Origin of the sequence: Neobacillus mesonae, from assembly GCF_023715155.1 — a bacterium.
Lineage (GTDB): Bacteria > Bacillota > Bacilli > Bacillales > Cytobacillaceae > Neobacillus > Neobacillus mesonae_A.
In genome coordinates this window covers 58923-85739 of sequence record NZ_JAMBNQ010000020.1, presented here as the reverse complement: position 1 = coordinate 85739, position 26817 = coordinate 58923, and the positions used below count along the sequence as shown (strand labels likewise).

The following is a 26817-nucleotide window of genomic DNA, read 5'->3' as shown; positions in this document are numbered from 1 at the left end:
GGGAAATTCCTCCGTCTATTTCAGCTAATTAACATCCAATTTCCTAAATAAGGGGAATTTCTACCTCTATTTTTTGAACGAATCTTAAAAAGGGAGCAAAAAGCAACAATCTTTTAGAAAAGAGCCTTTTATAAACAAAAACCTCCTGCTGATATTTATGATGTCGTCTGAAAGGACTGAATAATCAACTTGAAAATTTTAATATGGGATGGATCAATATGAACGAATGTAATGGAAAGATTTTGGATGTTCTGCGGTTCCCTTCTCCCAATCCAAACGTTGAATTGAAGGAAATCACGTATCTTTCAAATGGATTACGGGTAAAGGGAATGCTGGCTGAACCGAGAAATACGGTGGTACACGATGGTTTGCTTTATTTGAGGGGCGGAATCAAAAATGTGGGCAAGGTAAGGCCGGCCCGAATTGCCCAATTTGCGCAGGAAGGATTTATAGTATTTGCTCCGTATTATCGCGGGAATCAGGGCGGGGAAGGAAACGAAGATTTTGGCGGGGACGACAGGGAAGATGCTTTTGCGGCATTCCAGCTGCTGCAGTCACTGCCATTGTTAAAAGCGGTCCATATTTTTGGCTTTTCACGCGGCGGGGTCATGGCGCTTATGACCGGGAATCAATTTCCTGAAGCGGCTTCATTAGTAACATGGGGCGGTGTAAGCGATATGAACTTAACCTATTTGGAAAGAAAAGACCTTAGGAGAATGATGAAGCGGGTAATAGGGGGGACGCCTGCCAAGTTTCCTGATCGATATGACAATAGAACCCCTCTGTACGAACTGGAAAAAATGAAGGCACCAGTTTTAATCATACATGGTGTTCATGATCACAATGTGTCGGTGGAGCATGCTTACAGGCTGGAGAGAAGACTAAAAGAGTTAAACAAATCTGTCGAGACGTGGTACTTTGAACATTTTACACATTATTTTCCCCCGGCAGTAAACCGAAAAGTAGTACATGATTTAACGAAGTGGATGAAAAATCAAAGTAAAAGATGATAAAATAGTGTTATCAATAATAGAGGAGCGGATATGATATGGGAATGCCCCTTGAATTAAACACCCTTATTGTGACAAAGGGAAGAGAACAAAGGATTGAAGAAAATCTGTTTGTTTTAGAAAAAGAGGGATACAGACTCTATCCGATTGAAATTCCAATAGAAGTCAGAAAGACACTTGACAGCATTTCAAACGGCTCAGCACTTATTAAAAAGTTAGAATGGGAACACAACAAAACAACCATTACGTACCAATTAATTTCACTAAATTCAACAAACTAAGAAGGCGTCAAAGCAGCCTGCTTTTTCTTGGGTAAGAATAAAAACAAGGCGCACCAAATTTAATTTGGGCGCCGTTTTTATTTGTTACAGAATTATCTGTTTCGACTTTGAGAATTGTCCAGCGTAAGCAGCTAGTCCTGTGGTCAGAGGGCCAATCTGTCAAGAAGGTTAAAGAGAAGCCTTCCCGCCGGCTCGACTTGTGCTGTGCCTGAGGCTAAACAAGGAGCTTCCGCTTTTCTAGGCAATGGGTCCGCCTTTTTCAATAATGTCAGCAGAAACATGTTTAAATTGTTTAAAGTTGTCACGGAATTTAGCTGCCAGCTCTTTTGCTTTCTTTTCGTAAGCTTTTGAATCCTGCCATGTTTTGCTAGGCTGTAAAACTTCATCTGGTACACCTGGAATATGAAGCGGGATATTTAAGCCGAAAAATTCGTCAGTAACTGTTTCAACACTATCTAGTTCACCTTCTAGTGCAGCTTGAACCATAGCTCTAGTATAAGAAAGCTTCATTCTGCTGCCGACACCATACTCGCCGCCAGTCCAGCCAGTGTTTACAAGGAAGACATTTACATTATGCTCGAGAATTTTTTCACCAAGCATTTCAGCATAACGTGTTGCAGGTAATGGCAGGAACGGTGCGCCGAAACAAGTTGAGAAAGTTGCTTCAGGTGAGGTAACGCCGCGTTCTGTTCCAGCAAGTTTCGAAGTGAAGCCGCTTAAGAAATGGTACATTGCTTGTTCCTTCGATAGTTTTGAAATTGGAGGCAGCACCCCAAAGGCATCAGCAGTTAAGAAAACAATTGTATTCGGATGACCGGCAAGACTTGGCTTTACAATATTGTCAATGTTTTCAATGGCATAAGCCGCACGTGTGTTTTCCGTTAATGTATTATCATCATAATCTGGAACTCTTGTTTCTTGATTTAAGATAACGTTTTCTAAAACGGTTCCAAAACGAATAGCATTAAAGATTTGCGGTTCTTTTTCCTCCGACAAATTAATACATTTAGCATAGCAGCCGCCTTCAATATTGAAGACTCCATGTGAAGACCAGCCATGCTCGTCATCTCCAATTAATTTGCGGTTTGGATCGGCTGAAAGCGTTGTTTTTCCTGTTCCGGATAAACCGAAGAATAAGGCAACATCCCCTTCTTGGCCAACGTTTGCTGAGCAATGCATAGAGAAAATATTATTCTCTGGAAGCAAATAGTTCATAACAGAGAAAATGGATTTTTTCATTTCTCCTGCATATTCTGTACCGCCGATTAGAACAACCTTTTCTTCAAATGATATAATGATAAATGTTTCGGAATTGGTTCCATCTACAGCTGGATCTGCTTTAAAATTAGGAGCCGTAATGACTGTAAACTGGGAGTCATGTGATAACAGTTCCTCTTCAGATGGACGAATAAATAATTGATGAACAAATAAATTTTGCCACGCAAATTCATTAATTACTTGAATTGGCAGGCGGGATTTCTGATCTGCACCAGCAAATCCTTTAAAAACATATACTTCTTCTAATTGTTTTAGGTGATTCAGAACTTTCTGATAAAGATTGTTAAAAATCTCTTTTGAAATTGGCTGATTTGATTCCCAATCTATTTTGTCTTTTGTAGAATCTTCGACTACAATAAATTTATCTTTTGGTGATCGGCCTGTATATTTTCCTGTAGAAACACTTACTGCCCCAGTAGATGTCAACGTTCCTTCATTTCGAGCTAATATTTTTTCAACTAACTGAGGGACAGATAATTGCACTTGAACATTATTCTTTTTTAACAGTTGATCTAATTCATTTGGAACGTGAACTGAATTCATTGAAAGAAACCCTTCCTTTGCATGTTTTTTACGAATAATTTATCTGTAATTAGTATAACACATTAAATTGAATAGTCTATACTAATTGTGAAAAATCTCATAATTTTTAACTATGTTTTCATTAATTAGTTAAGATAGGAAACTTTTTCAAGATTAATTAAAATATTCATTGACACACTATGCAATAATAAGTTATGATTTTAATTTGAACGGATACTCTCTTATCCCGAGCTGGTGGAGGGACAGGCCCAATGAAACCCAGCAACCTGCAATACGAAAATGGACATTAAAAAGTCCCTTTTTCGCTGCAAAGGTGCTAAACCTGATGCAAGGCTTGACCTTGAACGATAAGAGCGAAAGGAACGAAACTTTGTATGAAACCTTTCCTCAATGCTAGGAAAGGTTTTTTGTTTTTTAGCAAAAAAATTAAATTCATCACGAGGGTTATTGGTCTTTAATAAATATCCGATGTTTACTTCATACTATTAAGGGAATGAGTTCCGTTTCAAACCGAGGTTTAATATACTGTATTTTATTATTATACCTCACTTGATTTCATAAATAAGGAGGAATTCATAATGTCATCCAAACGTAGATTATTTACATCTGAATCGGTAACAGAGGGTCATCCTGATAAAATTTGTGACCAGATTTCAGATTCTATTCTAGATGCCATTTTAGCAAAAGACCCAAATGCGCGTGTTGCTGCTGAAACATCCGTTACTACTGGCTTAGTGCTTGTGACTGGAGAAATTACTACTACTACATATGTAGACATTCCAAAGATTGTCCGTGAAACAATTAAAGGAATTGGATACAATCGTGCAAAATATGGCTTTGATTCGGAAACTTGCGCAGTTCTTACTTCAATCGATGAACAGTCGCCTGATATTGCCATGGGTGTCAATCAAGCTCTTGAAGCACGCGAAGGACAAATGACAGACGAACAAATTGAAGCAATAGGTGCAGGAGACCAAGGTTTAATGTTTGGATATGCCTGCAATGAAACAAAAGAACTGATGCCAATGCCGATTTCTCTTGCCCATAAGATTGCACGCCGGTTAACGGAGGTGCGCAAAGAAGATATTCTTCCATATCTTCGTCCGGATGGTAAAACACAGGTAACGGTTGAATATGATGAAAACAACCAGCCAGTCCGCATTGATACAATTGTTATCTCAACTCAGCATCATCCTGAGATTTCATTAGAACAAATTCAGCGAAATGTAAAAGAATATGTCATTAATCCAGTTGTTCCTAAGGAACTAATTGATGAAAATACGAAATACTTTATTAACCCAACCGGGCGTTTTGTGATCGGCGGTCCTCAAGGAGATGCAGGATTAACCGGACGTAAAATCATTGTTGATACGTATGGCGGTTATGCACGTCATGGCGGCGGCGCTTTCTCTGGTAAGGATCCGACAAAGGTTGACCGCTCCGCAGCATATGCTGCCCGCTATGTAGCAAAAAATATCGTAGCAGCGGGCCTTGCTGATAAATGTGAAGTACAATTGGCCTATGCTATAGGTGTTGCAAGACCGGTGTCAATCTCGATTGATACTTTCGGAACAGGTACAGTCAGCGAAGAGGTATTAGTGGATTTAGTAAGAGATCATTTTGATCTCCGCCCTGCAGGCATTATTAAAATGTTAGATTTACGCCGTCCAATTTATAAACAAACCGCAGCATATGGACATTTTGGCCGTGCTGATATCGATTTGCCTTGGGAACGTACTGATAAAGCAGAGATACTTCGCACGCAGTCGGAAAATCGTTAATTTTTAGTGGGAGTTGCATTTTAGATGTAACTCCCATTTTTCTTTCTACGTCTAATTTTTTGTTCATAAAGTGGTTGATCTGGAATAAAATGTTTAACTAGGGCTAAAGATGTGAAAACTGTGGATACCTTAAATTTCCTCATGCTCAGAGTGCCATTTTGATATAAAAAGTGGTAGTATTAAAAAGTATGTTTTCTCTAAAAGAATCGGCGGGCTGCATTAGTAAAGCAGGATTTCAAATTGTGGTGCAGATTATAAAAGAACTTTCAATTTAGCTCTGCTCACACCGCTTTTTAGACATTTAGAAATGGAGTAGGTGAGGTACATAATGTGCGGATTTATCGGCTGTGTACATGATAAGGTACAAAATTATACTGAAGATCAAAAACAACTGTTTAAAAATATGAATGATATTATTACTCATCGCGGACCAGATGATGACGGATATTATTATGATGAACATATTCAATTTGGTTTCCGCCGTTTAAGTATTATTGATATTGAGAGTGGTCATCAGCCGCTGACGTATGAGAATGAGCGCTACTGGATTATTTTTAACGGTGAAATCTATAATTATGTAGAAATTCGTGAGGAACTATTAAAAGAAGGCCTAACATTTGAAACCAGTTCAGATACGGAAGTCATTCTTGCTCTTTTTAGTCATATAGGTGAAAAGGCTGTAGAAAAACTGCGCGGAATGTTTGCATTTGTTATTTGGGATAAAAAAGAACAATCTCTTTATGGTGCACGTGATCCGTTTGGAATTAAACCATTCTTTTATATGGAAGACAGCGGGAGAACCTTCTTTGCTTCCGAGAAGAAGAGTATTTTGCTTGCACTTGAAAATGATGTATTGGATTATGATTCCCTTCAGCATTACCTGACATATCAGTTTGTGCCAGAACCACATACTTTATCTGCCGGGATTAAAAAATTGGAGCCAGGGCACTATTTTACAAAAAAAATTGGCGCTAAAATGGAAATTAAACGATATTGGAAGGCCAAATTTGCTCCGATTCACAAATCAGAAGCAGATTTTATTAAAGAAATTAAAGACGTGTTATTTGATTCGGTAGAAAAACATATGAGAAGTGATGTTCCAGTCGGTTCTTTCCTTTCCGGCGGTATTGATTCATCCATCATTGCTTCTATTGCAAAACAGTTTCACCCAGCAATTAAAACCTTCTCTGTCGGTTTTGAACGAAATGGCTTTAGTGAAATTGATGTGGCAAAAGAAACAGCTGAAAAGCTTGGCGTTGAGAACATCAGTTATGTGATTACACCTGAAGAATATATGAATGAAGTTCCAAAAATCATGTGGCATATGGATGACCCGCTGGCAGATCCAGCCTGTGTGCCTCTTTATTTTGTTGCCCGTGAAGCAAGAAAGCATGTAACTGTTGTTCTTTCTGGTGAAGGTGCAGATGAATTGTTTGGCGGTTATAATATTTACCGTGAGCCGCAGGATTTGGCTGTTTTTAATAAAATTCCACGTGTATTCCATGGGTTTTTAAAATGGATTTCCAGTGCAATGCCAGAAGGAATGAAAGGAAAAAGCTTTATTGAACGCGGTGTTACACCAATGGAAGAACGTTATATCGGAAACGCAAAAATGTTTACCGAAGAAGAAAAGCGTGATTTATTAAATGTTTATCGCGAGGGCTTGAATTATACAGATATCACGAAGCCGCTTTATCAGGAATCAAAAGGCTATGATCCGGTTGACCGGATGCAATATATTGATATCCATACATGGATGCGCGGCGATATTTTACTAAAAGCGGATAGAGTGACAATGGCTCATTCATTAGAACTTCGTGTCCCATTCCTTGATAAGGAAGTATTTGAAGTGGCTTCAAAAATTCCAACCAGCTTAAAAACTGCTGATGGAACAACGAAGTATGTTTTACGAAAAGCTGCGGAAGGGATTGTTCCAGATCATGTTCTGAATCGTAAGAAACTTGGCTTCCCTGTGCCTATTCGTCACTGGCTTAAAGCTGAAATGAACGATTGGGCGAAAAATATCATTCGTGAAAGCGGAACTGATCATTTAATCAATAAATCTTATTTATTGAAACTGCTTGATGACCATTGTCTTGGAAAAGCAGATAACAGCCGCAAAATCTGGACAGTTCTTATGTTCATGGTATGGCATCAAGTTTACGTTGAAAAAGTGTACTCTTTTCAGAATGAAAACACGGCTGAAAAAGTACTTGCAAAAAACTAAATAGAAATAAGCGCCTTTTTTGAGAGGTGCTTATTTTTTTGGAGAGACTAATGATATGTCTTTATTAAATGGCAATAGTTAAAGAGCTTTTTTGTGAATGTAACTGCTGATTGGAGCCAAAACTGATTTATCTAAAAGGGACCCTGTTTGTCCATTTTTGACGAACGGTTTAAAACAAACTTTACTTCACCCTTTATGATAAAATAAAAGAATAGGAAAACAATTTTCTAGGAGGAAATTAAAATGTGGAAGTGGGAAGCAGAAGGGGAAGCAAAAGCTGTTATTGTGATTGTTCATGGTGCCATGGAACATCATAAAAGGTATGGCTGGCTGATAGAAATGTGGCGTTCATCAGGCTTCCATGTCATCATGGCCGATTTGCCAGGACAAGGGATGACAACTCGTGCGAGCCGCGGACATATTTACTCCTTTGATGAATACATAATTGAAGTAAAAGATTGGATACAGGCAGCTTATCGCTATGAGCTCCCGGTATTTTTAATAGGCCACAGCATGGGCGGTCTGATTGCGATCCGCATGCTGCAGGAAGAAAAATTAAATATTGCCGGGGTGATTCTGTCTTCGCCATGCTTAGGACTAATCCATAAACCACCAAAATTTATGGAATTAATTTCTCATGTATTAAATATTGTTTTCCCAACATTGAGGGTAAACTCGGGTCTTACAGTTCAAATGGCGACAAGAAATGAAGATGTCAGAGAAGCAGACTCGAATGATACCTTATATGTAACAAAGGTTTCAATCAGGTGGTTTCGTGAGCTTACGGAGGCCATAAAGCAAGCCTTTGTGAACCTTGAAAAAATTCAGGATGTGCCTATGCTTGTGATGCAGGGCGGGGATGATAAGATTGTTAATAAAACAGATGTGAAAGAATGGTTTAACCGCGTCCCATTATCGGAGAAGAGATTTAAAGAATGGCCGAAATGCTACCATGAAATCTTTAATGAACCTGAACGGGATGAAGTTTTTGAATATGCAAAGGATTTTGTTTTAAGCCAGTTAAAATCACTCGGGTATATTGTATAGAAAGGTGGTTGTTTCCATGAAGCCATTCACCCTTATGTCCAGGGTTTATCGAAAAATACTTCCAGCGGCCCATCAAGAATTGGCCTATTGGAAAAGCCGTGCAAGAGAAATTCCTAATCCAGAGTTAAGAAAACAGGCCCTTGCCAGTATAGAGCATAAAACCTTCCACTGTGAAGGCGGGGCGATTCTAGCGCTGACAGCGAATCAACATTATAAACAAGCAATAAAGTTTATTGTCGCCTATCAAACGATCAGCGATTACCTTGATAATCTTTGCGACCGAAGCACATCCCTTGACCCAAATGACTTTGCATCACTTCATGAGTCTATGTCAGATGCATTGAAATTACAGACAGACCGCAAAAATTATTATCACCTTCGTGAAGATCAAGATGACGCCGATTATTTATATGATTTATCGGAAACCTGCCGTTCTGTGTTAAGGGAAATCGAACATTATGATTTCATTAAAGATTATTTACAAGAACTTTGTCGATATTATTGTGATTTACAGATACATAAGCATGTGAAAAAGGAAGATCGGGTCCCGCGGCTTGAAAAATGGTTCCAGGATTATCAGGCACAGTTACCGGAAATGGAATGGTATGAATTTTCAGCTTGCTCTGGATCGACATTGGGGATATTTTGTTTAGTGTCCTATGCTATGAGGGATGACTTTACTGCAGAAGATGCAGAAAATATTCGTAACGGATACTTCCCATATATACAAGGGCTTCATATTCTTCTTGATTATTTTATTGACCAGGAAGAAGACCGCGCCGGCGGAGATTTGAATTTTTGCTTTTATTATGAAAATCAAGAAAAGCTGTTTAACCGTTTGAAATATTTTGTGGTTGAAGCGGACAAGCATACCGAAATGCTTCCGAATAAACAGTTCCATCAATTGATAAATCGAGGCCTGCTTGGTATTTATTTATCAGATTCAAAAGTACGTGAGCAAAAAAATGTCCGCAGGCTTGCAAGAGGTATTATCAAAACAGGAGGCTGGATCAGCTATTTCTTTTATTTTAATGGACTGGCTTACCGCTCACTGCAAAAATCAACACCTGCCTTTATTTCTAAGCTCGTGTCAAAACTCTAATTTTAAATGACAGCATGATAAAAACCAGGCTCCTAGAGCCTGGTTTAAATTTTTTCAATGGCAATAATAAATGGAGGATTATGCTCCTGGTTGATAAATTGATATTGGAGTACATGGGCTGTTTTTTGGTCTATCTGACTGCAATAGTGAAGAAGTGCGTCACGTTCTGTTTCTCCTCCTTCATGCCCATGGTAAACGACAAGCACCAGTATTCCTTCAGGCGCCATTATTCCCAGCAATTGATTGATGGCCGATATCGTCGTTTCTGGTTTTGTGACAATTCTTTTATCACTTCCCGGCAGATAGCCAAGATTAAACACGACTCCTGTTATTTTTCCATGATCGCTTGCTGGGATATGGGAAGCGGCATGTTCATGGCCGTCATGAAAAAGTTCAGCCCTCTCGAGCATACCTTGTTGCTTCAAGCGTTCTGTTGTTGCAGCAATCGCTTGATCCTGTACATCGAAACCGTAAACCTTTCCTGTATCACCCACAAGTTCTGATAAAAAAACTGTATCATGGCCATTTCCTAAAGTAGCATCAACGGCGATATCACCGGGATTGACCGACTTTTTGAGCAAAATTTTCACAAAAGGAAGAATGCGATCCAGTTTCATTGGTCTATATGGCACTTCCTTGATAGAACTTACCCTGCCAGCTGTCTCTGCGTTTCAGCTCTGCATCGATGGCATTTAACACTTCCCATTTATTTACACTCCACATCGGTCCAACCATTAAATCAATCGGTCCGTCACCTGTAATGCGGTGTACGATCATTTCCGGTGGTAAAATTTCTAATTGGTCGCATACTAAGTTTACATAGTCTTCCTGTGATAAAAATTCAAGCATGCCTTTTTCATATTGTTTTACCATAGGAGTGCCTTTTAAAAGGTGAAGCAGGTGAATTTTAATTCCTTGTACATCTAATTTTGCCACTTCTCGTGCTGTTTCCATCATCATGTCATAGTTTTCAAGCGGCAGCCCATTTATGATATGAGAACAAATGTTGATTCCATGTTTTCGAAGCTTATTGACTCCGTCAATATAACATTGAAAGTCATGGGCGCGATTGATCAGCGTGGCTGTTTTTTCATGAACGGTTTGAAGCCCAAGCTCTACCCATAAATAAGTTCGTTTGTTTAAATCAGCTAGATATTCTACTACATCATCTGGAAGACAGTCAGGGCGTGTTGCAATGGAAAGGCCGACAACACCTTCAAAGTTAAGGACTTTTTCATACTTTTCACGAAGAACTTCTACCGGTGCATGGGTATTCGTGAATGCCTGAAAATAAGCCAGATACTTGCCATCTTTCCATTTCGAATGCATTTTTTCCTTTATTTCATTAAATTGAGTTTCTAGACTTTCTGCACGATTTCCAGCAAAATCCCCGGAGCCTGCCGCACTACAGAAAGTACAGCCTCCATGGGCCACTGTGCCGTCACGATTTGGACAGTCAAATCCGCCGTCAAGTGCCACTTTAAATACTTTTTGGCCAAAATGCTGGCGTAAATGATAGTTCCATGTATGGTAACGTTTATCGTCTGATGCATATGGAAAAGGTTTTGTCTGAAGCATTCAGAAAACCTCCTTATTAGATAAATTTGCATAAGGTTAATTTTATCACGAAGCATGAAGCATATCCAAATGTAATTGTTTCTATATAAACCATAAGTGCATTCGGGGCAAGCATATTCAGCCTTGCACAGACTAATCTCGAAGCTGTCTTTGTGGTTCGTTTTTTGCCAGTAATTATCAAACTGTTTTACGTAATAGGAAACGGAATGGAGAACACAATAAGAAATGAAGCGGTATGCTTCAAGGCAGTGTTGACTTAAAGGGGGTTCTTCTAGTATGGCTACGCGCGATTCGATGTCAAACTTAACGCAGCAAGTTGAAGACACAATACGGTTTGCTGAGGAGCAATATAAGGAAAGCAATCTGCAGGAGCAATATAATGATGATAATTACACCCAGGCATTGCAGCGGCTTGAGCAAACCTATCAGGATATTGCAACGATGGCCCATAGTGCCAATGGACCTCAAAGAGAGCAGCTCCATCGGATGAGGCTGCAAATTCAGCAGATGCAAAACAATATGATCTTACGTGGATAAGAGGGGGAGAACAGTTTTGAAAAAACGTTCCAAGCAGCAAAATCCTGAACAAAAGACACGTAATGGCATTAACAGCCAAGACCTTGAGCTTGGTCAGGATAAGGATATTATCAAACAAGCTAAAAAGAAAATGGAAAAAACGGGCGGACAGCCGGTCAAATCAAAAATGCATCAGGAAAAAGGCCAATCTTCTTAAGGTCTTATTAGAAAAATCTCTCAACAAATTTGTTGAGGGATTTTTTAATTTTTAAATAAATCATATTCCTGTTATATGGAAATTAAAAATGATTGCATCAGCCATTAAAACCGACTAAAATTACCTAGGATATTGAAATATATTAATGAACAAAGGAGCGTTTTTCATGCCGCGTGCCCTATGGCTCTTGATTATCGGGATGGCAGTGAATACTATAGGCTCTTCTTTTTTATGGCCTTTAAATACAATCTATATTCACAATCAATTAGGAAAGTCCTTGTCAGTGGCAGGACTGGTTCTAATGTTAAACTCGGGAGCAAACGTAATTGGAAATCTTTATGGCGGCCATCTATATGATAAAATAGGCGGTTATAAATCTATCCTTCTAGGAATCTTTGTATCACTATTTGCCTTAACTGGCTTATCCATCTGGCATGGATGGCCGGAGTATGTGTTGTTTTTAACGATTGCTGGTTTTGGTTCAGGAATCATTTTTCCAGCAATGTATGCAATGGCAGGATCGGTTTGGAAGGAAGGGGGCCGGAAATCCTTCAATGCTCTATATGTTTCACAAAACCTAGGAGTTGCAGTAGGAGCAGCGTTAGGCGGAGTTATCGCAGATTACTCTATGAAGCTTATTTTCCTTGCCAATACAATCATGTATTTTCTTTTCTTACTCATTGCTGTCTTTGGCTACAAAAAGATTTCGGCTGATGTCTCTGTTCAATCAAGCATGAAAGAGACTGCTGCTGAAGTAAGAAGCAAACCGAATTTACATGCTTTACTGATTCTTTGTATAGGATACTTGCTCTGCTGGGTTTGTTATAGTCAATGGACTACAACCATTGCATCCTACACACAGGAACTTCATATTTCCCTTAAACAGTACAGCCTATTATGGACAATCAATGGCGCCATTATTGTACTTGGGCAGCCGCTATTAAATGGAATTCTGAAGTATTGGTCTGCTTCATTGAAGCTTCAAATGCTGCTGGGGATCATGATTTTTATCGTATCATTTATTATGGTCGGTAAAGCTTCCGCCTTTTCGGGATTTCTTACAGCGATGATTATTTTATCGATTGGAGAAATGTTCATTTGGCCCGCAGTTCCGACAGTTGCCTACAGCCTTTCGCCAAAAGGCCGGGAAGGTTTCTACCAAGGAATCGTTAACAGTACTGCCACCGGAGGACGGATGATCGGCCCTTTACTTGGCGGCATCATCGTCGATCTATATAGCATGTCAGCATTATTTATTGTGTTGATTGGATTATTCCTGTTAGCCATTGTCACAACCTTGATTTATGATCGCAGATTGAAAGTGGTGTCAGGCACCGTCCGTGGACAAATATAGGAATGACCCATTTCAAGAGGATAGCAGATAAATGTTCTGCGATCCTCTTATTATGTTTAAATAGAATAAATTTGGTTAATAACAGAAAATAGGCTTAACTATACTTGCATCCTGTTGGAAAATTTAATAAAATAATTATTAAATTATAATTTGATTACAAAACAACCGTGAGTAGGAGCAGTAATGGTGAATTCCCGTTATAAGAGAGTTGGCGGCTGGTGAAAGTCAACCGGGAACATCATGAACTCGCCTAGGAGTTGCAGACATGAAATGAATAGTAATGTTTGCCGTTTTCCGCGTTAAGGATAATGAAGCGAGTGCATCAGCACTAATGTGGGTGGTACCGCGGGAAGATACATACTGTCCTCTCGTCCCTGTTGGGATGAGAGGTTTTTTTCTTTAAAGGATTAAAAATATTCACTGAAATGCGAAAGTTGTCTAGCGCAGGCAGCCAGGATTTCCCTAAAAGTCAAAAAGCAGACTTTTAAAGAAGTAGAACATTTGCTTGCCGGGGCTGACCACTAAAGAAAACTGCTGGGAATAATTATTGAGAAACTAGCTGTAACTATTCCAAAGGCGTTTCCGCTTTTCTAGTTAGGAGGAAACAATTATGAGTTTCGATCATCAGAAAATCGAAAAGAAATGGCAAAAGCGTTGGGAAGAAGAAAAAACATTTAAAACCAATGAAGAATATGACAAAAGAAAATTCTATGCATTAGATATGTTTCCATATCCATCAGGAGCTGGGCTTCATGTAGGACATCCGGAAGGCTATACAGCAACTGATATTTTATCTCGGATGAAACGGATGCAGGGATATAATGTACTCCATCCAATGGGCTGGGATGCATTCGGACTTCCTGCAGAACAGTATGCATTAGATACTGGAAATGATCCTGCTGAATTTACTGCGAAAAATATTGATACCTTCCGCAGACAAATCAAAGCATTAGGTTTCTCTTATGACTGGGACCGTGAAGTCAATACGACAGATCCGAATTATTATAAATGGACACAATGGATTTTCTTAAAGCTATGGGAAAAGGGCCTTGCCTATGTCGATGAGGTGCCAGTAAACTGGTGTCCTGCACTTGGAACCGTACTGGCAAATGAAGAAGTAATTGATGGAAAAAGTGAACGAGGCGGTCATCCAGTAGAACGTCGTCCAATGAGACAATGGGTATTAAAGATTACTGCTTATGCAGACCGTCTGCTTGAAGACCTTGAAGAACTAGATTGGCCGGAAAGCTTAAAAGAAATGCAGCGCAATTGGATTGGACGTTCTGAGGGCGCAGAGGTGACCTTCCAAATTGAAGGACATGAAGGAACATTTACGGTATTTACCACCCGGCCTGACACTCTTTTTGGGGCAACATATGCAGTTCTTGCACCAGAACATGCGCTGGTTGAAAAAATTACGACAACGGAACAAAAAGCTGCAGTAGAGGCTTATTTGGAAAAAGTAAAGTCAAAAAGCGACCTGGAACGGACCGATCTTGCAAAAGAAAAAACAGGAGTCTTTACAGGTGCTTATGCCATCAATCCAACCAATGGCGAAAAAATGCCAATTTGGATTGCAGATTATGTATTGGCAAGCTATGGTACTGGTGCCATTATGGCCGTACCTGCTCATGATGAGCGTGACTATGAATTTGCTAAAAAATTCGAACTTAAGATTGTGGAAGTAGTTGCCGGCGGTGATGTTTCTAAAGAAGCCTATTCTGGAGACGGTGAACACGTCAACTCTGATTTCCTTAACGGGTTAAATAAAACGGAAGCCATTTCAAAAATGATTGAATGGCTGGAGGAAAAAGGCATAGGCACAAAGAAAGTCACCTATCGTCTTCGTGATTGGCTGTTCAGCCGCCAGCGCTACTGGGGTGAGCCAATCCCAATTATTCAATGGGAAGATGGAACCATGACGGCTGTTCCAGGGGAAGAACTTCCATTGACACTGCCAAAGACAAAAGATATCAAGCCATCCGGCACAGGTGAATCACCGCTTGCAAATATCGAAGACTGGGTCAATGTTGTAGACCCTGTAACAGGCAAAAAAGGACGTCGTGAAACAAATACAATGCCGCAATGGGCAGGCAGCTGCTGGTACTTCCTGCGTTACATTGATCCAAACAATGATAAAGAGCTGGCATCACCGGAAAAACTAAAGCATTGGCTCCCTGTTGATATTTATATCGGCGGTGCTGAACATGCGGTACTTCATCTATTATATGCGCGTTTTTGGCATAAATTCTTATTTGATCTCGGCGTTGTGCCAACCAAAGAACCATTCCAAAAGCTGTTTAACCAAGGAATGATTTTAGGTGAAGGTAACGAAAAGATGAGTAAGTCAAAAGGAAATGTCGTTAATCCGGATGATATTATTGAAAGCCATGGTGCTGATACTCTTCGCCTGTATGAGATGTTTATGGGACCGCTGGATGCATCTATTGCCTGGTCAACAAATGGATTAGATGGATCACGCCGCTTCCTTGACCGGATTTGGCGGTTATTTATAGAAGAAAATGGTGAATTAAATCCAAAAATCCAGTCAAATGAAGAGGCATCAAGCCTTGAAAAAGTTTACCATCAAACCGTGAAAAAGGTTACAGAGGATTATGAAGCACTTCATTTTAATACAGCTATTTCACAAATGATGGTATTTATTAACGAAGCATACAAAGCAACCGTTCTTCCTAAGTCCTATGTTGAAGGATTTGTAAAATTACTATCACCAGTTGCACCGCATATTGCCGAAGAACTTTGGGAAAAATTAGGGCATAACGAAACTATCTCCTATGAGGCTTGGCCTGCATATGACGAAGCGAAACTAGTGGATAACGAAGTGGAGATTGTGATTCAAGTAAATGGAAAAGTGAAGGCAAAGCTTGTCGTGCCAAAAGATGCAAGCAAGGATGCATTAGAAGGAATTGCCATGGGTGATAACCGCATTAAAGAACAAATTGATGGAAAAACCGTTCGTAAAGTTATTACTGTACCTGGTAAACTGGTTAATATAGTAGCAAACTAAAATAGAAAAAACATCCCTCGGAAATATTGGGGGGATGTTTTTCTGAAAGGATGTTTTAGAATGGATGAAATTAAAATTATAACACCAGAAGAATTACAAAAGAAACTGGTAGCTGGGGAAAAACTTGAGCTGGTAGATGTAAGGGAAGATGAAGAGGTGGCAGAAGGGATGATCCCTGGAGCCAAGCACATCCGAATGGGTGACATTCCGGCAAATCTTGATTATTTCGATAAAAACAAAGAATATATTTTTATCTGCCGCTCCAGCCGCCGCAGTGAAAATGTTTGCTTATACTTGCAGGATCAGGGATACAAAGTCCGCAATATGATTGGCGGCATGATGAATTGGTCGGGAGAAACAAAATAACCGATTCCGCTTAGGAATCGGTTTTTCTCTTTTTAGTGCACAACCGGAACTTTTCTCCTGTCTTTTAACAGTAGCAAACCGAAAAATATAAGGGGGCCAATATTGACAATTGCTAATACAGTGCCTTGAAAGTCTGTCCCCATTAATAGGCCATGCAGTGTAACGAAAACATAGAGAATCGGATTTAAGGCATGCAGTTTACGCCACTTTTGATAGCCTATTTTCTTGCGTGCCTTGGAAGTTATAATTGTCATCATTAAAAAATATAGTCCAATAATCCCTAGCGCCATTGGGATTGGTTCATAATTTGTTTGAAATGGAATAAGAACCTCAAACCATTGAAATGACATATACTGGTCAATTAATAAGACACCAGCATGTCCAAGAGTCAGATACAAGGCCCAATCTGACAGAGACTCATGAAAAATCAGCGTGTTCACTATTTTTTGTTTTCTCTTTTTTTGAATTTGTGTATAAAGCCCAATAATAACGGATAAATAAAGTAAAAGATAGGCCACAGTACCGGTGGCTCGAATCATATACCATTCAAACAGCTCCATTTTTATTCTCCTCCTCTCCAAATATCTCCGTCTTGTTCAATCAGCACAGCTCGTTTTTTATTTCTGGAAATCCACTCTCTTCCTTTGTCTTTACCTTGAAGGAGAATGGTTTTTGCCCAAACATCAGCTTCTAATGCAGTGGGGGCTGTTAATGTTGCTGAAACTATGCTGCTATTAGAGGGTTTTCCGGTTCTCGTATCAATAAGATGATGATTCCATTGACCATTTACACGCCATTTTCTCTTCATGGAGGTAGAGGTAGCTAAGGCGCCATCTTCAATCTGTATCGAAGAAATAATCTTGGTATTGTCAAATGGATTCTCAATGCCAATGTTTAATGGCCGTGGCAGAGTACCAAAGATACAGATATCTCCGCCAACATTAATAAATCCGTACCCCAATTTTGCTAACATGGAAGCCGCCCGATCAATAACCCAGCCTTTAGCAATCCCCCCAAGATCAATTGTAGTATAAAGAGTAACTGAACATTGCTTTTCATTAAGTGTGAATGGCTGGTCTTGGATAGCACCGAAAGGTAAAGAAAGAGATTCTTTCACTTCACAATCCCTTATGAATTCAATGGATTTTCGATAACCATTTTGCTCGAGGACAGCTAAAATACCGGGATTAAAAATGCCATCCGTTTCCTTATAAAACCTTGCCGCATCATGGAGAATCAACAACAATTCACTGGAGACTGCGACCTCCTTCCCAACCTGCGTGTTTAATCTTGACAATTCACTGTCAGGGCGGAAACGGCTGCATGTTTCCTCAATTAGTTCAAACAGTTTATAAATGGGCAGCAGATCATTAGCAAACAGTTCTTGATTAATCGAGATTTGGACTATTGTACTCATTGAATGGAATTTGTATTGGTACATCAGGTGCCTCCTGTTGTTGTATCAAATCCATGATGGTGCCCGGATGAAAATCCGCCAAAATTATCCTGCTGATTACTGCTGCCAAATGACTGATCATCGCCGTCTTGTTCATCTTGATTAAATGGAGAGTCCTCTCCAAATGAATGGTTATAACGCTGCTCTTGATCAGAATCGTATGAACCTTGGGATTGTCCGGCAGAATTATTGTTTGAACTTATTCCTGGGTTAGATGTCATTTGCTTATTATTTGAATTTCCATTTGATAGTCCTAGGTATGATACCATCCCAGCTGCTAAAGCTAAGCTGCCAAAGCTGACTCCCCAAGAGATTTTTTGCTTTTTATCCATTGAAAAGCTCCTTCTAAGTGTGACTTCAATAGGAAGTTTACAAGCCAAAGCTTAAAATAAACTTAACTTTTTTAAATTATTAAATTTTAATTTTCTGAAAATGTGGCGATAATGATAGAAAAAAGAAAGGAAGATTCCATTGATTCAAGTGAAGCTGTTTGACAGGGAGCATGAAAAGGACTTAGAAAAAGAAATGAACGGCTTTTTAAAGGGGCTGGATGAAAAAAGCCTTTTGGATATTAAATATAATGTGGCAGCAATGACTGAAGAGGAGGAGGAAGAGCAAATCTATTGTTTTTCCGCAATGATAATATATAAGGCCTGACAAAAAAGTCAGGCCTTTGCTGTTAATGCGGCGTTCGTTCCAGCCAGCCTCCCGGTAACCAGTGCAGAGGTAATATTATATCCTCCAGTATACCCATGGATATCAAGGATTTCACCGCAAAAATATAAACCGTTCATAAATTTGGAACCCATTGTTTTTGGGTCAACCTCCTTTATAGATACACCGCCGCCGGTGACAAAGGCCTTTTCTAAGGGCAATGTTCCATTGACCTTAAACTGAAATTGTTTACAGCCTTTTGCAAATCTGCGGATCTTTTCATTCGAAACAGTGCTTCCTTGAGCAGCCGGGTCGATTTCGGTTTGTTCCAGCAGAAAAAGAAGGTAGCGTTCCGGAAGCAGTCCTTTTAAAGTATTTTTGATACTTTTCTTCGGCTCCGCTTTTACTAGTTTTACAATCTCTTGAAATAATTCTTCTTCACCTTTGTCAGGAACAGCATCAAGACTCATGGTCACTTCAGAAAGTTTCCATTTCTTCATTGCCTTTACAACAAATTGGCTGCATCTTAACACGGCTGGGCCGCTTATTCCAAAATGAGTAAAAAGCATATCCATCCGATGGGTGATCAAAGGTTTTCCTTTAGGGTTTAATACACTTAATTCAATATCCCGCAATGCTAATCCCTGGAGCGTCTTGTTTTGAATAAACCGTTCAGATGAAGTAACGGGAACTTCAGTTGGAAATAAATCAGTAATGGTGTGACCGGCTTTTTCCGCCCACGCATAACCGTCCCCGGTTGAGCCGGTTTGAGGAACCGATTTACCGCCAACCGCAATGACAATGGATTTTGCCGTAAACTTCTGCCCATCCTTTAATAAAACAGCAGAAACAATACCATTCTCATAGATAACATCTGCTGCCGGGCTGTTCTTAAAAACCGTGACATTCAGTTTTTCAAGCTGTTGTAATAAAACGTCAACTACTGTTTGTGCTTTATTCGATACAGGGAACATCCGTCCATGGTCTTCCTCTTTTAAGGCAATCCCAAGCCCTTCAAAAAAACGGATAATATCTTCATTGTTAAAAATTGAAAAAGCACTGTATAAAAATTTGCCGTTTCCCGGTATATGTTTAATAATTTCATCAATAGGGAGCCGATTGGTCACATTACAGCGCCCGCCGCCGGAAATCGCAAGTTTTCTTCCAAGCTTAGTTCCCTTATCAACCAATAGAACTTTAGCTCCATTTTCACCGGCGGCAATCGCCGCCATTAAACCAGACGGACCGCCGCCAATTACAATAACATCATAATTCATACTTCCACCAACTTTAATTGTATTCATACCATTATAAGCATATCTGGTAAAATTAAACGATAGCTGCAATCATTTTTCATAAAAATAACACGTTTGAAAGTAGCATCAGGGAAGAAGAAGTTGTAAACTACTAATAGTGTGCAAAAAAGGGTGAAAATATTAATGAGAAGGCTGTTTTGAAAGGCCATTGTTGATTTTGTAAGTTTGTTGATTGGTGTGATAGGCAAGAAGCCTGTTTGTAAATGCTAACGTTTTTCCTTTGTGTACGGCAGATTCAAGGATGCAAGTTTTGCCTTGAGGGAGTACGGGTCAGGTAAGATCCCGCAGGCGCTAAAACACAGCGGAACCATCTTGAACCGCACCGTAAAGCGTTTATACCTGGAGCTATATCAACCGATTGCTTTTCTTTGTACATGCATTTCTTCAGTCAGGAAGGGATTCTATGCAGTCTAAGCTTTTAAGAGGCACTTTTATATTAACATTAGGAACGATACTTTCGAAAATTCTTGGATTAGTCTATGTTATACCATTCTTCCAAATAGTCGGCAGGGAAGGAACGGTTCTATACCAGTTTTCCTACGTGCCATATACCATATTTATTAGTATTGCAACCGCCGGTATCCCGCTTGCGGTTTCAAAATTCATCTCAAAATATAATGCACTCGAGGAATATGCAGTCGGCAGAAAGCTGTTTAAATCAGGTTTAGTCATTATGCTGACAACTGGGGCTGCAGCCTTTTTGGTTATGTATTTTGCGGCACCAACATTTGCGGAAATGAGTATTGGCGGGGAAAACGCCAATTTAAAAAATGTCACCACGGTTATGCGTGCCGTTAGTTTCGCACTAATTGTTGTTCCGTTTATGAGTCTCATAAGAGGGTATTTTCAAGGCCACCAATCAATGGGTCCTTCCGCGCTATCCCAAGTAGTTGAACAAATCGTGAGAATCGTCTTTATGCTCCTAGGAGCGTTTTTTGTACTAAAGGCTTTGAATGGAACCATTGTTACAGCCGTCAGTGTGGCAACATTTGCAGCGTTTATCGGGGCAATTGGCGGACTGCTTGTATTATTCTGGTACTGGTATAAAAGAAAACCGTATCTAGATCAGCTCCTTGAACAAGATAAAGGGACTATTAATATTTCTCTTAAAGATATTTATAAAGAAATTATTATGTATTCCTTTCCATTTGTATTAGTAGGGATTGCCAATCCATTATTCCAGGCAATTGACCAATTTACCTTCAGCCGAGCATTGGTACAGATTGGTTTCAAGGAGGATATGGCAGAATCATTTTTCTCTATTTTGAACTTTGAATCACATAAAATTGTGATTATTCCTGTTTCACTTGCAACCGCCTTTTCATTAACCCTTGTGCCAAGTATCACGAAGGCGTTTGTGGAGGGAGATAGAAGAAGCATGATTCATCAATTGAATCAGTCCTTTCAGGTTTTGTTATTTTTAACATTACCTGCAGCAATAGGATTATCATTATTGGCGGAGCCGGTTTATACAGTCTTTTACCAGCATGATATAACCGGTACAGAGGTATTAAGGTCATACGCTCCGGTAGCCATTCTTTTTTCTTTATTTTCCGTAACAGCAGCTATTTTGCAAGGAATTAATGAACAGCGATTCACCGTGCTCAGTCTGCTCGTCGGTTTATTAGTGAAATTATCATTAAACATCCCTCTGATCGAAATGATGGAAACAAGAGGGGCAGTACTGGCAACCACCTTAGGATATTCTGCAGCCATCCTTATTAATATTTTTGTTATAAAAAAATTCGCCCGTTATCCATTTCGTTTTGTTTGGCGCAGAAGCTTACTAATTGTTATTTTTTCAGGATTAATGTGGGCTGGGACAGAAGCTGTATATCACCTTTTACTGTTGTTTCTTTCTCCAGAATCAAAAGTACAATCGGTTATTATGATTATCATCAGTGCTGCCGCGGGTGCCGCTATCTATTTCTATCTAGGTGTAAAATCCGGCCTCATAAGAAGATTATTTGGCACAAAGTTTGACCGGCTTTTAACGAAATTCAAATTGACTGGAAGGAGACGATCCGTTGAGAATTGATAAAATGCTTGCCAATCTTGGTTACGGCAGCCGGAAGGAAGTTAAGCAGCTGTTAAAAAACGGTGCCGTTAAAGTTGACGATACTGTTATCAAGGATGCAAAACAACATGTAGACCCTGTAACTCAAACTGTGACACTTAACGGCGAAGTGATAGAATACAAGGAATTTATCTATTTGATGATGAACAAGCCTCCAGGAGTTTTATCGGCGACAGAGGACACGGACGCTGAAACGGTAATTGATTTATTGGAGCTTGAGGATCAAGTCTTTGAGCCATTCCCGGTTGGAAGGCTCGATAAGGACACAGAAGGACTGCTTTTGATTACCAATGATGGGCAGCTGGCTCACCAGCTGCTTTCACCAAAAAGGCATGTTCCAAAAACGTATTTTGCCGTGATTGACCAGGAGGTAACGGAGGACGATGTCGAAGCATTCTCACAAGGTGTAGTTCTCGACGATGGTTATAAAACAAAACCCGGTGAGTTAAAGATTTTAAAGTCCGGCATCCGTTCTGATATTGAACTGACCATTACAGAAGGAAAGTTCCATCAAGTAAAACGCATGTTCCAAGCAGCAGGGAAAAAGGTTGTATATTTGCAGCGAATCTCCATGGGACCGTTAGTATTGGACGAGACGCTAGAGCTTGGAGAATATCGGGAATTATCGGATGAAGAAGTAGAAATGCTGAAAACGTATAAAGTAAAATAAAGCAGCCAGCCGGCTGCTTTATTTTTTTTAATGGATAAAAAAAGATGGGGAAACAGCGGGGACATTAAAAGTTTCATTTATAAATCGGACAACTGCTTCACAAAGGACGGTATCGTAACTTTAGAATTTTATAAAAGGCAAAACAATATCTATTTTTTACACTAAATAAGTTCTTATCAATTGATTAAATTCAAGAGGTTTTTCCAGATTAATCATATGTGCTGTTCCCGTTACCATCACCTTTTGCGAATCTACTATTTTTTCATTTAGAAAATCGGCAATCGCATTATATTCAGGAAAATCATTATCAGAAGAAATGATAAGTGTTGATTGGTTAATTTTTTTAACAAATTCAATTGTTTTTGTACTAGGCAAAATGATTTGACCCTTGCCATCCTCCTTTGCTAAATTAGTTCTCAGCATACTCTTATATTTTTCAACTAAATCGTTATCAATTTCACTTAGAGATCTGAACGGGCCGGATACCCACATTTGGCATAATAGATTCACTAATTTTTCTTGGTCACCACGCAGACTGCATTCTTTTATTTGGTCAGAAAACCTTTGCCGCTCAGAGGAAAACTTACTCCAGCCGATTAAGCCGGTTGTTTCAGCTAAGTAGTTCCATTTTTGTGGAGAAACAGTGTAAATAGCATATGCATTAGCATCCCTTTTAGCATAGTAACTCGCAGGGTTATTTTCATTGATTTATCAATGTTTTATAAGTTTATAACAATAAAACATAGCAAATAGCACCCCGAATAACACCTTGACAATGGATATTGTCAACGTGTGAAATAAGGTGCTATTTATTTGCTATTTGAGATGCGATTTTAATCTATTTCAAGGAAACTCAAGGATTTATAACATTATGTGGTAAAATATTCCTAAGGATTATGAAAATTCAGTTTCTTAACTGACGGAGCAGTAATCTTTAACAAAGGAGATTTAGTTTATGTAATCAAATATTAAAGCATTACAACGAAAAGTGAGGGGAGACAGAGATGAATAAAATTATGTTACACATTGAAGGGCTGGCAGTTTTAGTGTTAAGTGTATATCTTTATTCGTTTAATGAGTACAGTTGGGGGATGTTTTTAATATTATTGTTAGCACCTGACATTTCAATGATAGGGTATTTGATTAACAATAAAGTTGGAGCAAAATGCTATAATATTTTTCATACTTATAGTTTGCCGATTACTATTGTAATAGTAGGTTTACTCCTATCGTATCAGTTGGTGTTGGCAGCAGGGTTAATTTGGTCAGCTCATATAGGGATGGATAGAGCAATTGGTTACGGGCTTAAATATTCAACTAATTTTAAAGATACACATTTAAATAGAGTTTAAGTTGTTTTACTAAAATAGCTTTAATTGAATAAGAACAACACATTCAAAATAGAAAGCTTGGGATATCCCAAGCTTTTTTGTGTGCTAATTGTATTGTGTTAATTCACTTTCTATTATGACTACGAAAATGTATGTTATTTGGACTGCGAATTTAAGTTTTCTCCACTTTATCGGAACTACTTACATTTCAGCTTTACCCTCTATAACGGGTATAGTGATTTATTAAGCATTTAAAAATGATTTTAACATCCAATTATGTTTTTCAAGTTTACCAATTAAACCGAGGAACATGTCACTTGTCACTTCGTCGTTGGTCTGTTCGGCGATTTTCATTCCTGCTTTCAATTCATCAATAATTAGAGAAAAGTCGTTTATTACTGTTTGAACCATTTCTTCTGCAGTTAACTTTTTGTCTGCTTCATGTATAGAAGCTAGCTCTAGTGACTCTTTCAAGGTTGATATAGGGCTTCCGCCATTTGCTAGTAATTGTTCAGCAAATTCATCAATCGTTGCTGCAGCTTCTTCGTATAACTCTTCAAATTTTGCATGAAGGGTAAAGAAATGCGATCCTTTGACATACCAGTGAAAATGATGTAATTTTGTGTACAAAATATTCCAGTTAGCAATTTGTTGGTTTAGTGCTTGTTCAAGTGTCATTGAGCATTCCTCCTAATTTTTTATCTGTATTTATTATAACATATATTACTTTATAATCAATACTTAATTATAATTATTATAAATAAGACGTTTAAAATGGAGTCTATTTCACTTCGGAAAAATCATATCCCTCAATATTTTTTATCCAGCGTTTTGCATGTTTGCCGTTAGCGTCTGACAGCCATAAATCTTTCTTGGCAGAGGCCAAATCCTGTTTTCGTATCCATGTTAATGCATTAGCCGCAGGGAGATAAATTGGGTGGTAGTCACCAAAATCTTTTGGAGGGTGAGTCAGTTTAGTTTGAACCTGATCCCCGATTTTTATCAAAAACAATGAAGGGTCTGGCCGCTTTTTCGCATCATTTGACCATTCCGCTTCTTTAACCCTTGAAACAATCAATGAATGAGCGTCTTTCCATGTAAACCCTAATTCAGCAAAGTTTGGCGGTGTAAGATTGAGTGATGTAAACGAGGGAAGATCTGTAACCTTCATGGTTTTATTGGTAAAACCAAAGACAATCCTTCCGCTCCCGGCAATATAACCTAAACGGTTTTTTTGAAAGGACCATTTGGGTGTATCAACCTCCCAGACAATATCATCTAAAACTTCAAACCTTTGTCCATCAGATGATATGACACACGCGAAATTACTATCCATTGACCATGAAGCAGTTGGACTGACCATAAACGAAATCCATTTACCATCAGGGGAGAAACGAAAATCCGCTGCGTTAATGGCTAAAAGGGTGATATCCCCCTTTTTCAGTTCACTGGGAATCGTGTAAAGTTTTTTTACGTTTTTAGTCAAACTGGAGATTTTGTCTAAATCCTCTTCTAAATTTATTTTATAAAGAATCGGGTTTGTCCAGCCGTCCGGCCTTAGGACTGCTCCTGATGAAGTGATGAATGACCGGCCGTCAGGAAACCATTGATAATTGTCAACACCAAGGGCGATATTATAAAATTCATCAAGATTTGAGACATTTAGGACACCGCCGCTCTTAAACGCGAGCATATTTTCCACAGGAGACCATTGTGGATTTGTTCCGTTATATGTAATTCTTTTATGCTTTTTCGTTTTGGTATTGTACACCCAAATTTCTGTCTGGTTTTCCAAGTTGGGTTTTTTCTTTTGGGGCTCGAATTGATACGCAATCCAAGTCCCATCATGTGACCATTGCGGCTGATAGAATTCTTTCACCTGCTTATTTGTTATTTGTTCTTCCTTTCCATTTATTTTTGTCCAAAGCATACCGTCCCTGACGAAAGCCGCTTTTATTTTTCCATCCAGCTCTTCTGCTTTTACGAAAGCAGGCGAGATTAGAATAATGAAAAAAAGCACTATTAATTTTTTCATCCTTTCACCTCATTGTTAATGTCCGCAGCATTTGAGGAAATATGATAAGTAAAGTGTCTTAGATGACAATATTTTTCCTATCCGTTGGGTAACGTATTATATATATAAATTTTTGAGCGAAATTATGGGGGGAAGTGTTGATGAAATTAACACATGAAAGGGCAATTGAATTACATGGGTTTAATAATTTAACGAAAACGTTAAGCTTTAATATGTATGATATATGCTATACAAGGACGAGAGAAGAGCGTGAAGCTTATTTAAAATATATTGATGAGCAATATAGTGCCCAAAGGCTGACAGGGATTTTACAGGATGTCGCCGATATTATTGGGGCACATGTTTTAAATATTGCAAGTCAGGACTTTGAGCCGGCCGGGGCAAGTGTCACTTTTTTAGTATCGGAAGCTCCTATTGACAATCCGGCATCTGAAATATTCGAAGAATCCCCAGGACCCCTGGTAGAATCTGTTGTTTTGCAATTGGATAAAAGCCATGTCACGGTACATACATATCCAGAATACCATCCTGATGAAGGGATTAGTACGTTCAGGGCGGATATCGATGTTTCTACCTGCGGTGAAATTTCACCGCTTAAGGCTTTGAATCATTTGATCCGTTCTTTTGAAACTGACGTGATGACTATTGATTATAGAGTGCGGGGATTTACAAGGGATAAAGATGGCTATAAGCTGTTCATTGATCATGAAATTAGTTCCATCCAAAACTATATTCCCGATGACATTATTGAATTATTTGATATGATTGATGTTAATGTTTATCAGGAGCATATTTTTCACACGAAATGCAAGTTAAAAGAATTTGATTTAAATAACTATTTATTTGGTTATAAAAAAGATAAATTAACCCCAGATGAAATAAATGAAATAACGGAAAGAATTAAACTTGAAATGGATGAAATATTTTATGGGAAGAATATTTCATGGTAA

At 38.9% G+C, this 26817-nt stretch carries 26 protein-coding genes, 1 riboswitch and 1 other annotated feature; of the genes, 16 read left to right on the top strand and 10 right to left on the bottom strand.

The annotated features are described in order from the left end of the window. The first annotated feature begins 218 nt into the window (after window positions 1-218). Together M3183_RS16460 and M3183_RS16455 are read left to right on the top strand one after the other, a co-directional pair. Window positions 219-1010 carry an alpha/beta hydrolase family protein gene (locus M3183_RS16460; RefSeq protein WP_251471443.1) on the top strand — a complete coding sequence of 264 codons (792 nt, stop codon included), beginning with the start codon at window positions 219-221 and terminating at the stop codon, window positions 1008-1010. A gap of 38 nt (window positions 1011-1048) precedes the next feature. Continuing rightward, window positions 1049-1291 carry a DUF2584 domain-containing protein gene (locus tag M3183_RS16455; RefSeq protein ID WP_251471440.1) on the top strand — a complete coding sequence of 81 codons (243 nt, stop codon included), beginning with the start codon at window positions 1049-1051 and terminating at the stop codon, window positions 1289-1291. A 237-nt stretch (window positions 1292-1528) separates the two neighbouring features. Here M3183_RS16455 and pckA read toward each other — a convergent pair whose 3' ends face one another. Then, window positions 1529-3112, bottom strand: coding sequence for a phosphoenolpyruvate carboxykinase (ATP) (gene pckA, locus M3183_RS16450; protein WP_251471437.1), 1584 nt, complete (start codon window positions 3110-3112; stop codon window positions 1529-1531). A gap of 218 nt (window positions 3113-3330) precedes the next feature. After that, window positions 3331-3466: riboswitch (SAM riboswitch) on the top strand. Between the two features lie 224 nt (window positions 3467-3690). Here pckA and metK point away from each other — a divergent pair. The 4 genes from metK to M3183_RS16430 all read left to right on the top strand — a co-directional run bounded on the left by metK (window position 3691) and on the right by M3183_RS16430 (window position 9269). Further along, window positions 3691-4893 carry a methionine adenosyltransferase gene (metK, locus tag M3183_RS16445; protein ID WP_251471435.1) on the top strand — a complete coding sequence of 401 codons (1203 nt, stop codon included), beginning with the start codon at window positions 3691-3693 and terminating at the stop codon, window positions 4891-4893. 328 nt (window positions 4894-5221) lie between these two features. Further along, window positions 5222-7120: an asparagine synthase (glutamine-hydrolyzing) gene (gene asnB / locus M3183_RS16440; RefSeq protein WP_251471431.1), complete on the top strand. Its 1899-nt coding sequence runs from the start codon at window positions 5222-5224 to the stop codon at window positions 7118-7120. 243 nt (window positions 7121-7363) lie between these two features. Next, window positions 7364-8167 (top strand): alpha/beta hydrolase, encoded by an 804-nt coding sequence (locus tag M3183_RS16435; protein ID WP_251471430.1) that lies wholly within the window; start codon window positions 7364-7366, stop codon window positions 8165-8167. A 16-nt stretch (window positions 8168-8183) separates the two neighbouring features. Next, window positions 8184-9269: a tetraprenyl-beta-curcumene synthase family protein gene (locus tag M3183_RS16430; protein ID WP_251471428.1), complete on the top strand. Its 1086-nt coding sequence runs from the start codon at window positions 8184-8186 to the stop codon at window positions 9267-9269. Window positions 9270-9313: 44 nt separating this feature from the next. Here M3183_RS16430 and mnmM read toward each other — a convergent pair whose 3' ends face one another. After that, complete coding sequence (gene mnmM, locus M3183_RS16425; protein WP_251471414.1) at window positions 9314-9886, bottom strand: tRNA 5-(aminomethyl)-2-thiouridylate-methyltransferase MnmM; 573 nt, start codon at window positions 9884-9886, stop codon at window positions 9314-9316. Window positions 9887-9890: 4 nt separating this feature from the next. Then, on the bottom strand, window positions 9891-10847 hold the full coding sequence (gene mnmL, locus M3183_RS16420) for a tRNA modification radical SAM protein MnmL/YtqA (protein ID WP_251471411.1): 957 nt from the start codon (window positions 10845-10847) through the stop codon (window positions 9891-9893). 276 nt (window positions 10848-11123) lie between these two features. Between mnmL and M3183_RS16415 the strand changes: the two genes are divergently transcribed. The 5 genes from M3183_RS16415 (at window position 11124) to M3183_RS16395 (ending at window position 16328) form a co-directional block, all read left to right on the top strand. Continuing rightward, on the top strand, window positions 11124-11384 hold the full coding sequence (locus M3183_RS16415) for a YtzC family protein (protein ID WP_251471406.1): 261 nt from the start codon (window positions 11124-11126) through the stop codon (window positions 11382-11384). 16 nt (window positions 11385-11400) lie between these two features. After that, window positions 11401-11580 carry a glycogen biosynthesis protein GlgD gene (locus M3183_RS16410; protein ID WP_251471403.1) on the top strand — a complete coding sequence of 60 codons (180 nt, stop codon included), beginning with the start codon at window positions 11401-11403 and terminating at the stop codon, window positions 11578-11580. A 166-nt stretch (window positions 11581-11746) separates the two neighbouring features. Beyond that, complete coding sequence (locus M3183_RS16405) at window positions 11747-12934, top strand: MDR family MFS transporter (protein ID WP_251471396.1); 1188 nt, start codon at window positions 11747-11749, stop codon at window positions 12932-12934. Between the two features lie 158 nt (window positions 12935-13092). After that, window positions 13093-13313, top strand: a binding site (T-box leader). Between the two features lie 231 nt (window positions 13314-13544). Continuing rightward, entirely contained in the window at window positions 13545-15962 is a 2418-nt protein-coding gene (leuS, locus tag M3183_RS16400; protein ID WP_251471395.1) for a leucine--tRNA ligase, read from the top strand. A gap of 60 nt (window positions 15963-16022) precedes the next feature. Next, window positions 16023-16328: a rhodanese-like domain-containing protein gene (locus tag M3183_RS16395; RefSeq protein WP_251471385.1), complete on the top strand. Its 306-nt coding sequence runs from the start codon at window positions 16023-16025 to the stop codon at window positions 16326-16328. A gap of 32 nt (window positions 16329-16360) precedes the next feature. On the opposite strand, the gene M3183_RS16390 is transcribed toward M3183_RS16395, so the two are convergent. From M3183_RS16390 to M3183_RS16380, 3 genes are read right to left on the bottom strand one after another with little or no spacing between them, the layout of a single operon-like run. Then, on the bottom strand, window positions 16361-16888 hold the full coding sequence (locus M3183_RS16390; RefSeq protein WP_251471380.1) for a ferric reductase-like transmembrane domain-containing protein: 528 nt from the start codon (window positions 16886-16888) through the stop codon (window positions 16361-16363). A gap of 2 nt (window positions 16889-16890) precedes the next feature. Further along, a complete protein-coding gene (locus M3183_RS16385) occupies window positions 16891-17769 on the bottom strand; it encodes an FAD:protein FMN transferase (RefSeq protein ID WP_251471378.1) in 879 nt (292 codons plus the stop codon). Next, window positions 17769-18116, bottom strand: a complete 348-nt coding sequence (locus tag M3183_RS16380) for a hypothetical protein (protein ID WP_251471374.1) — start codon at window positions 18114-18116, stop codon at window positions 17769-17771. The genes M3183_RS16385 and M3183_RS16380 overlap by 1 nt, the downstream gene beginning before the upstream one ends. A 139-nt stretch (window positions 18117-18255) precedes the next feature. Between M3183_RS16380 and M3183_RS16375 the strand changes: the two genes are divergently transcribed. After that, a complete protein-coding gene (locus M3183_RS16375; RefSeq protein WP_251471373.1) occupies window positions 18256-18441 on the top strand; it encodes a sporulation protein Cse60 in 186 nt (61 codons plus the stop codon). Window positions 18442-18449: 8 nt separating this feature from the next. On the opposite strand, the gene M3183_RS16370 is transcribed toward M3183_RS16375, so the two are convergent. Continuing rightward, the gene (locus M3183_RS16370) at window positions 18450-19715 is read right to left on the bottom strand and encodes a BaiN/RdsA family NAD(P)/FAD-dependent oxidoreductase (protein ID WP_251471371.1); all 1266 of its coding nucleotides are present in this window, start codon (window positions 19713-19715) and stop codon (window positions 18450-18452) included. Window positions 19716-20157: 442 nt separating this feature from the next. Here M3183_RS16370 and M3183_RS16365 point away from each other — a divergent pair, with 442 nt between their 5' ends. Beyond that, entirely contained in the window at window positions 20158-21792 is a 1635-nt protein-coding gene (locus M3183_RS16365) for a putative polysaccharide biosynthesis protein (RefSeq protein ID WP_251471368.1), read from the top strand. Next, a complete protein-coding gene (locus M3183_RS16360) occupies window positions 21782-22501 on the top strand; it encodes a pseudouridine synthase (RefSeq protein ID WP_251471367.1) in 720 nt (239 codons plus the stop codon). Before M3183_RS16365 ends, M3183_RS16360 begins: the two co-directional genes overlap by 11 nt. Window positions 22502-22657: 156 nt before the next feature. On the opposite strand, the gene M3183_RS16355 is transcribed toward M3183_RS16360, so the two are convergent. Beyond that, entirely contained in the window at window positions 22658-22924 is a 267-nt protein-coding gene (locus tag M3183_RS16355) for an alpha/beta fold hydrolase (RefSeq protein WP_251471363.1), read from the bottom strand. Between the two features lie 581 nt (window positions 22925-23505). Between M3183_RS16355 and M3183_RS16350 the strand changes: the two genes are divergently transcribed. Beyond that, window positions 23506-23853, top strand: coding sequence for a DUF4260 domain-containing protein (locus M3183_RS16350; protein ID WP_251471362.1), 348 nt, complete (start codon window positions 23506-23508; stop codon window positions 23851-23853). 222 nt (window positions 23854-24075) lie between these two features. On the opposite strand, the gene M3183_RS16345 is transcribed toward M3183_RS16350, so the two are convergent. Beyond that, window positions 24076-24510: a Dps family protein gene (locus M3183_RS16345; RefSeq protein ID WP_251471359.1), complete on the bottom strand. Its 435-nt coding sequence runs from the start codon at window positions 24508-24510 to the stop codon at window positions 24076-24078. Between the two features lie 103 nt (window positions 24511-24613). Beyond that, window positions 24614-25867, bottom strand: a complete 1254-nt coding sequence (locus M3183_RS16340) for a TolB family protein (protein WP_251471357.1) — start codon at window positions 25865-25867, stop codon at window positions 24614-24616. 140 nt (window positions 25868-26007) lie between these two features. On the opposite strand from M3183_RS16340, the gene speD reads away from it, so the two are divergent. Further along, window positions 26008-26817, top strand: coding sequence for an adenosylmethionine decarboxylase (gene speD, locus M3183_RS16335; protein ID WP_251471355.1), 810 nt, complete (start codon window positions 26008-26010; stop codon window positions 26815-26817).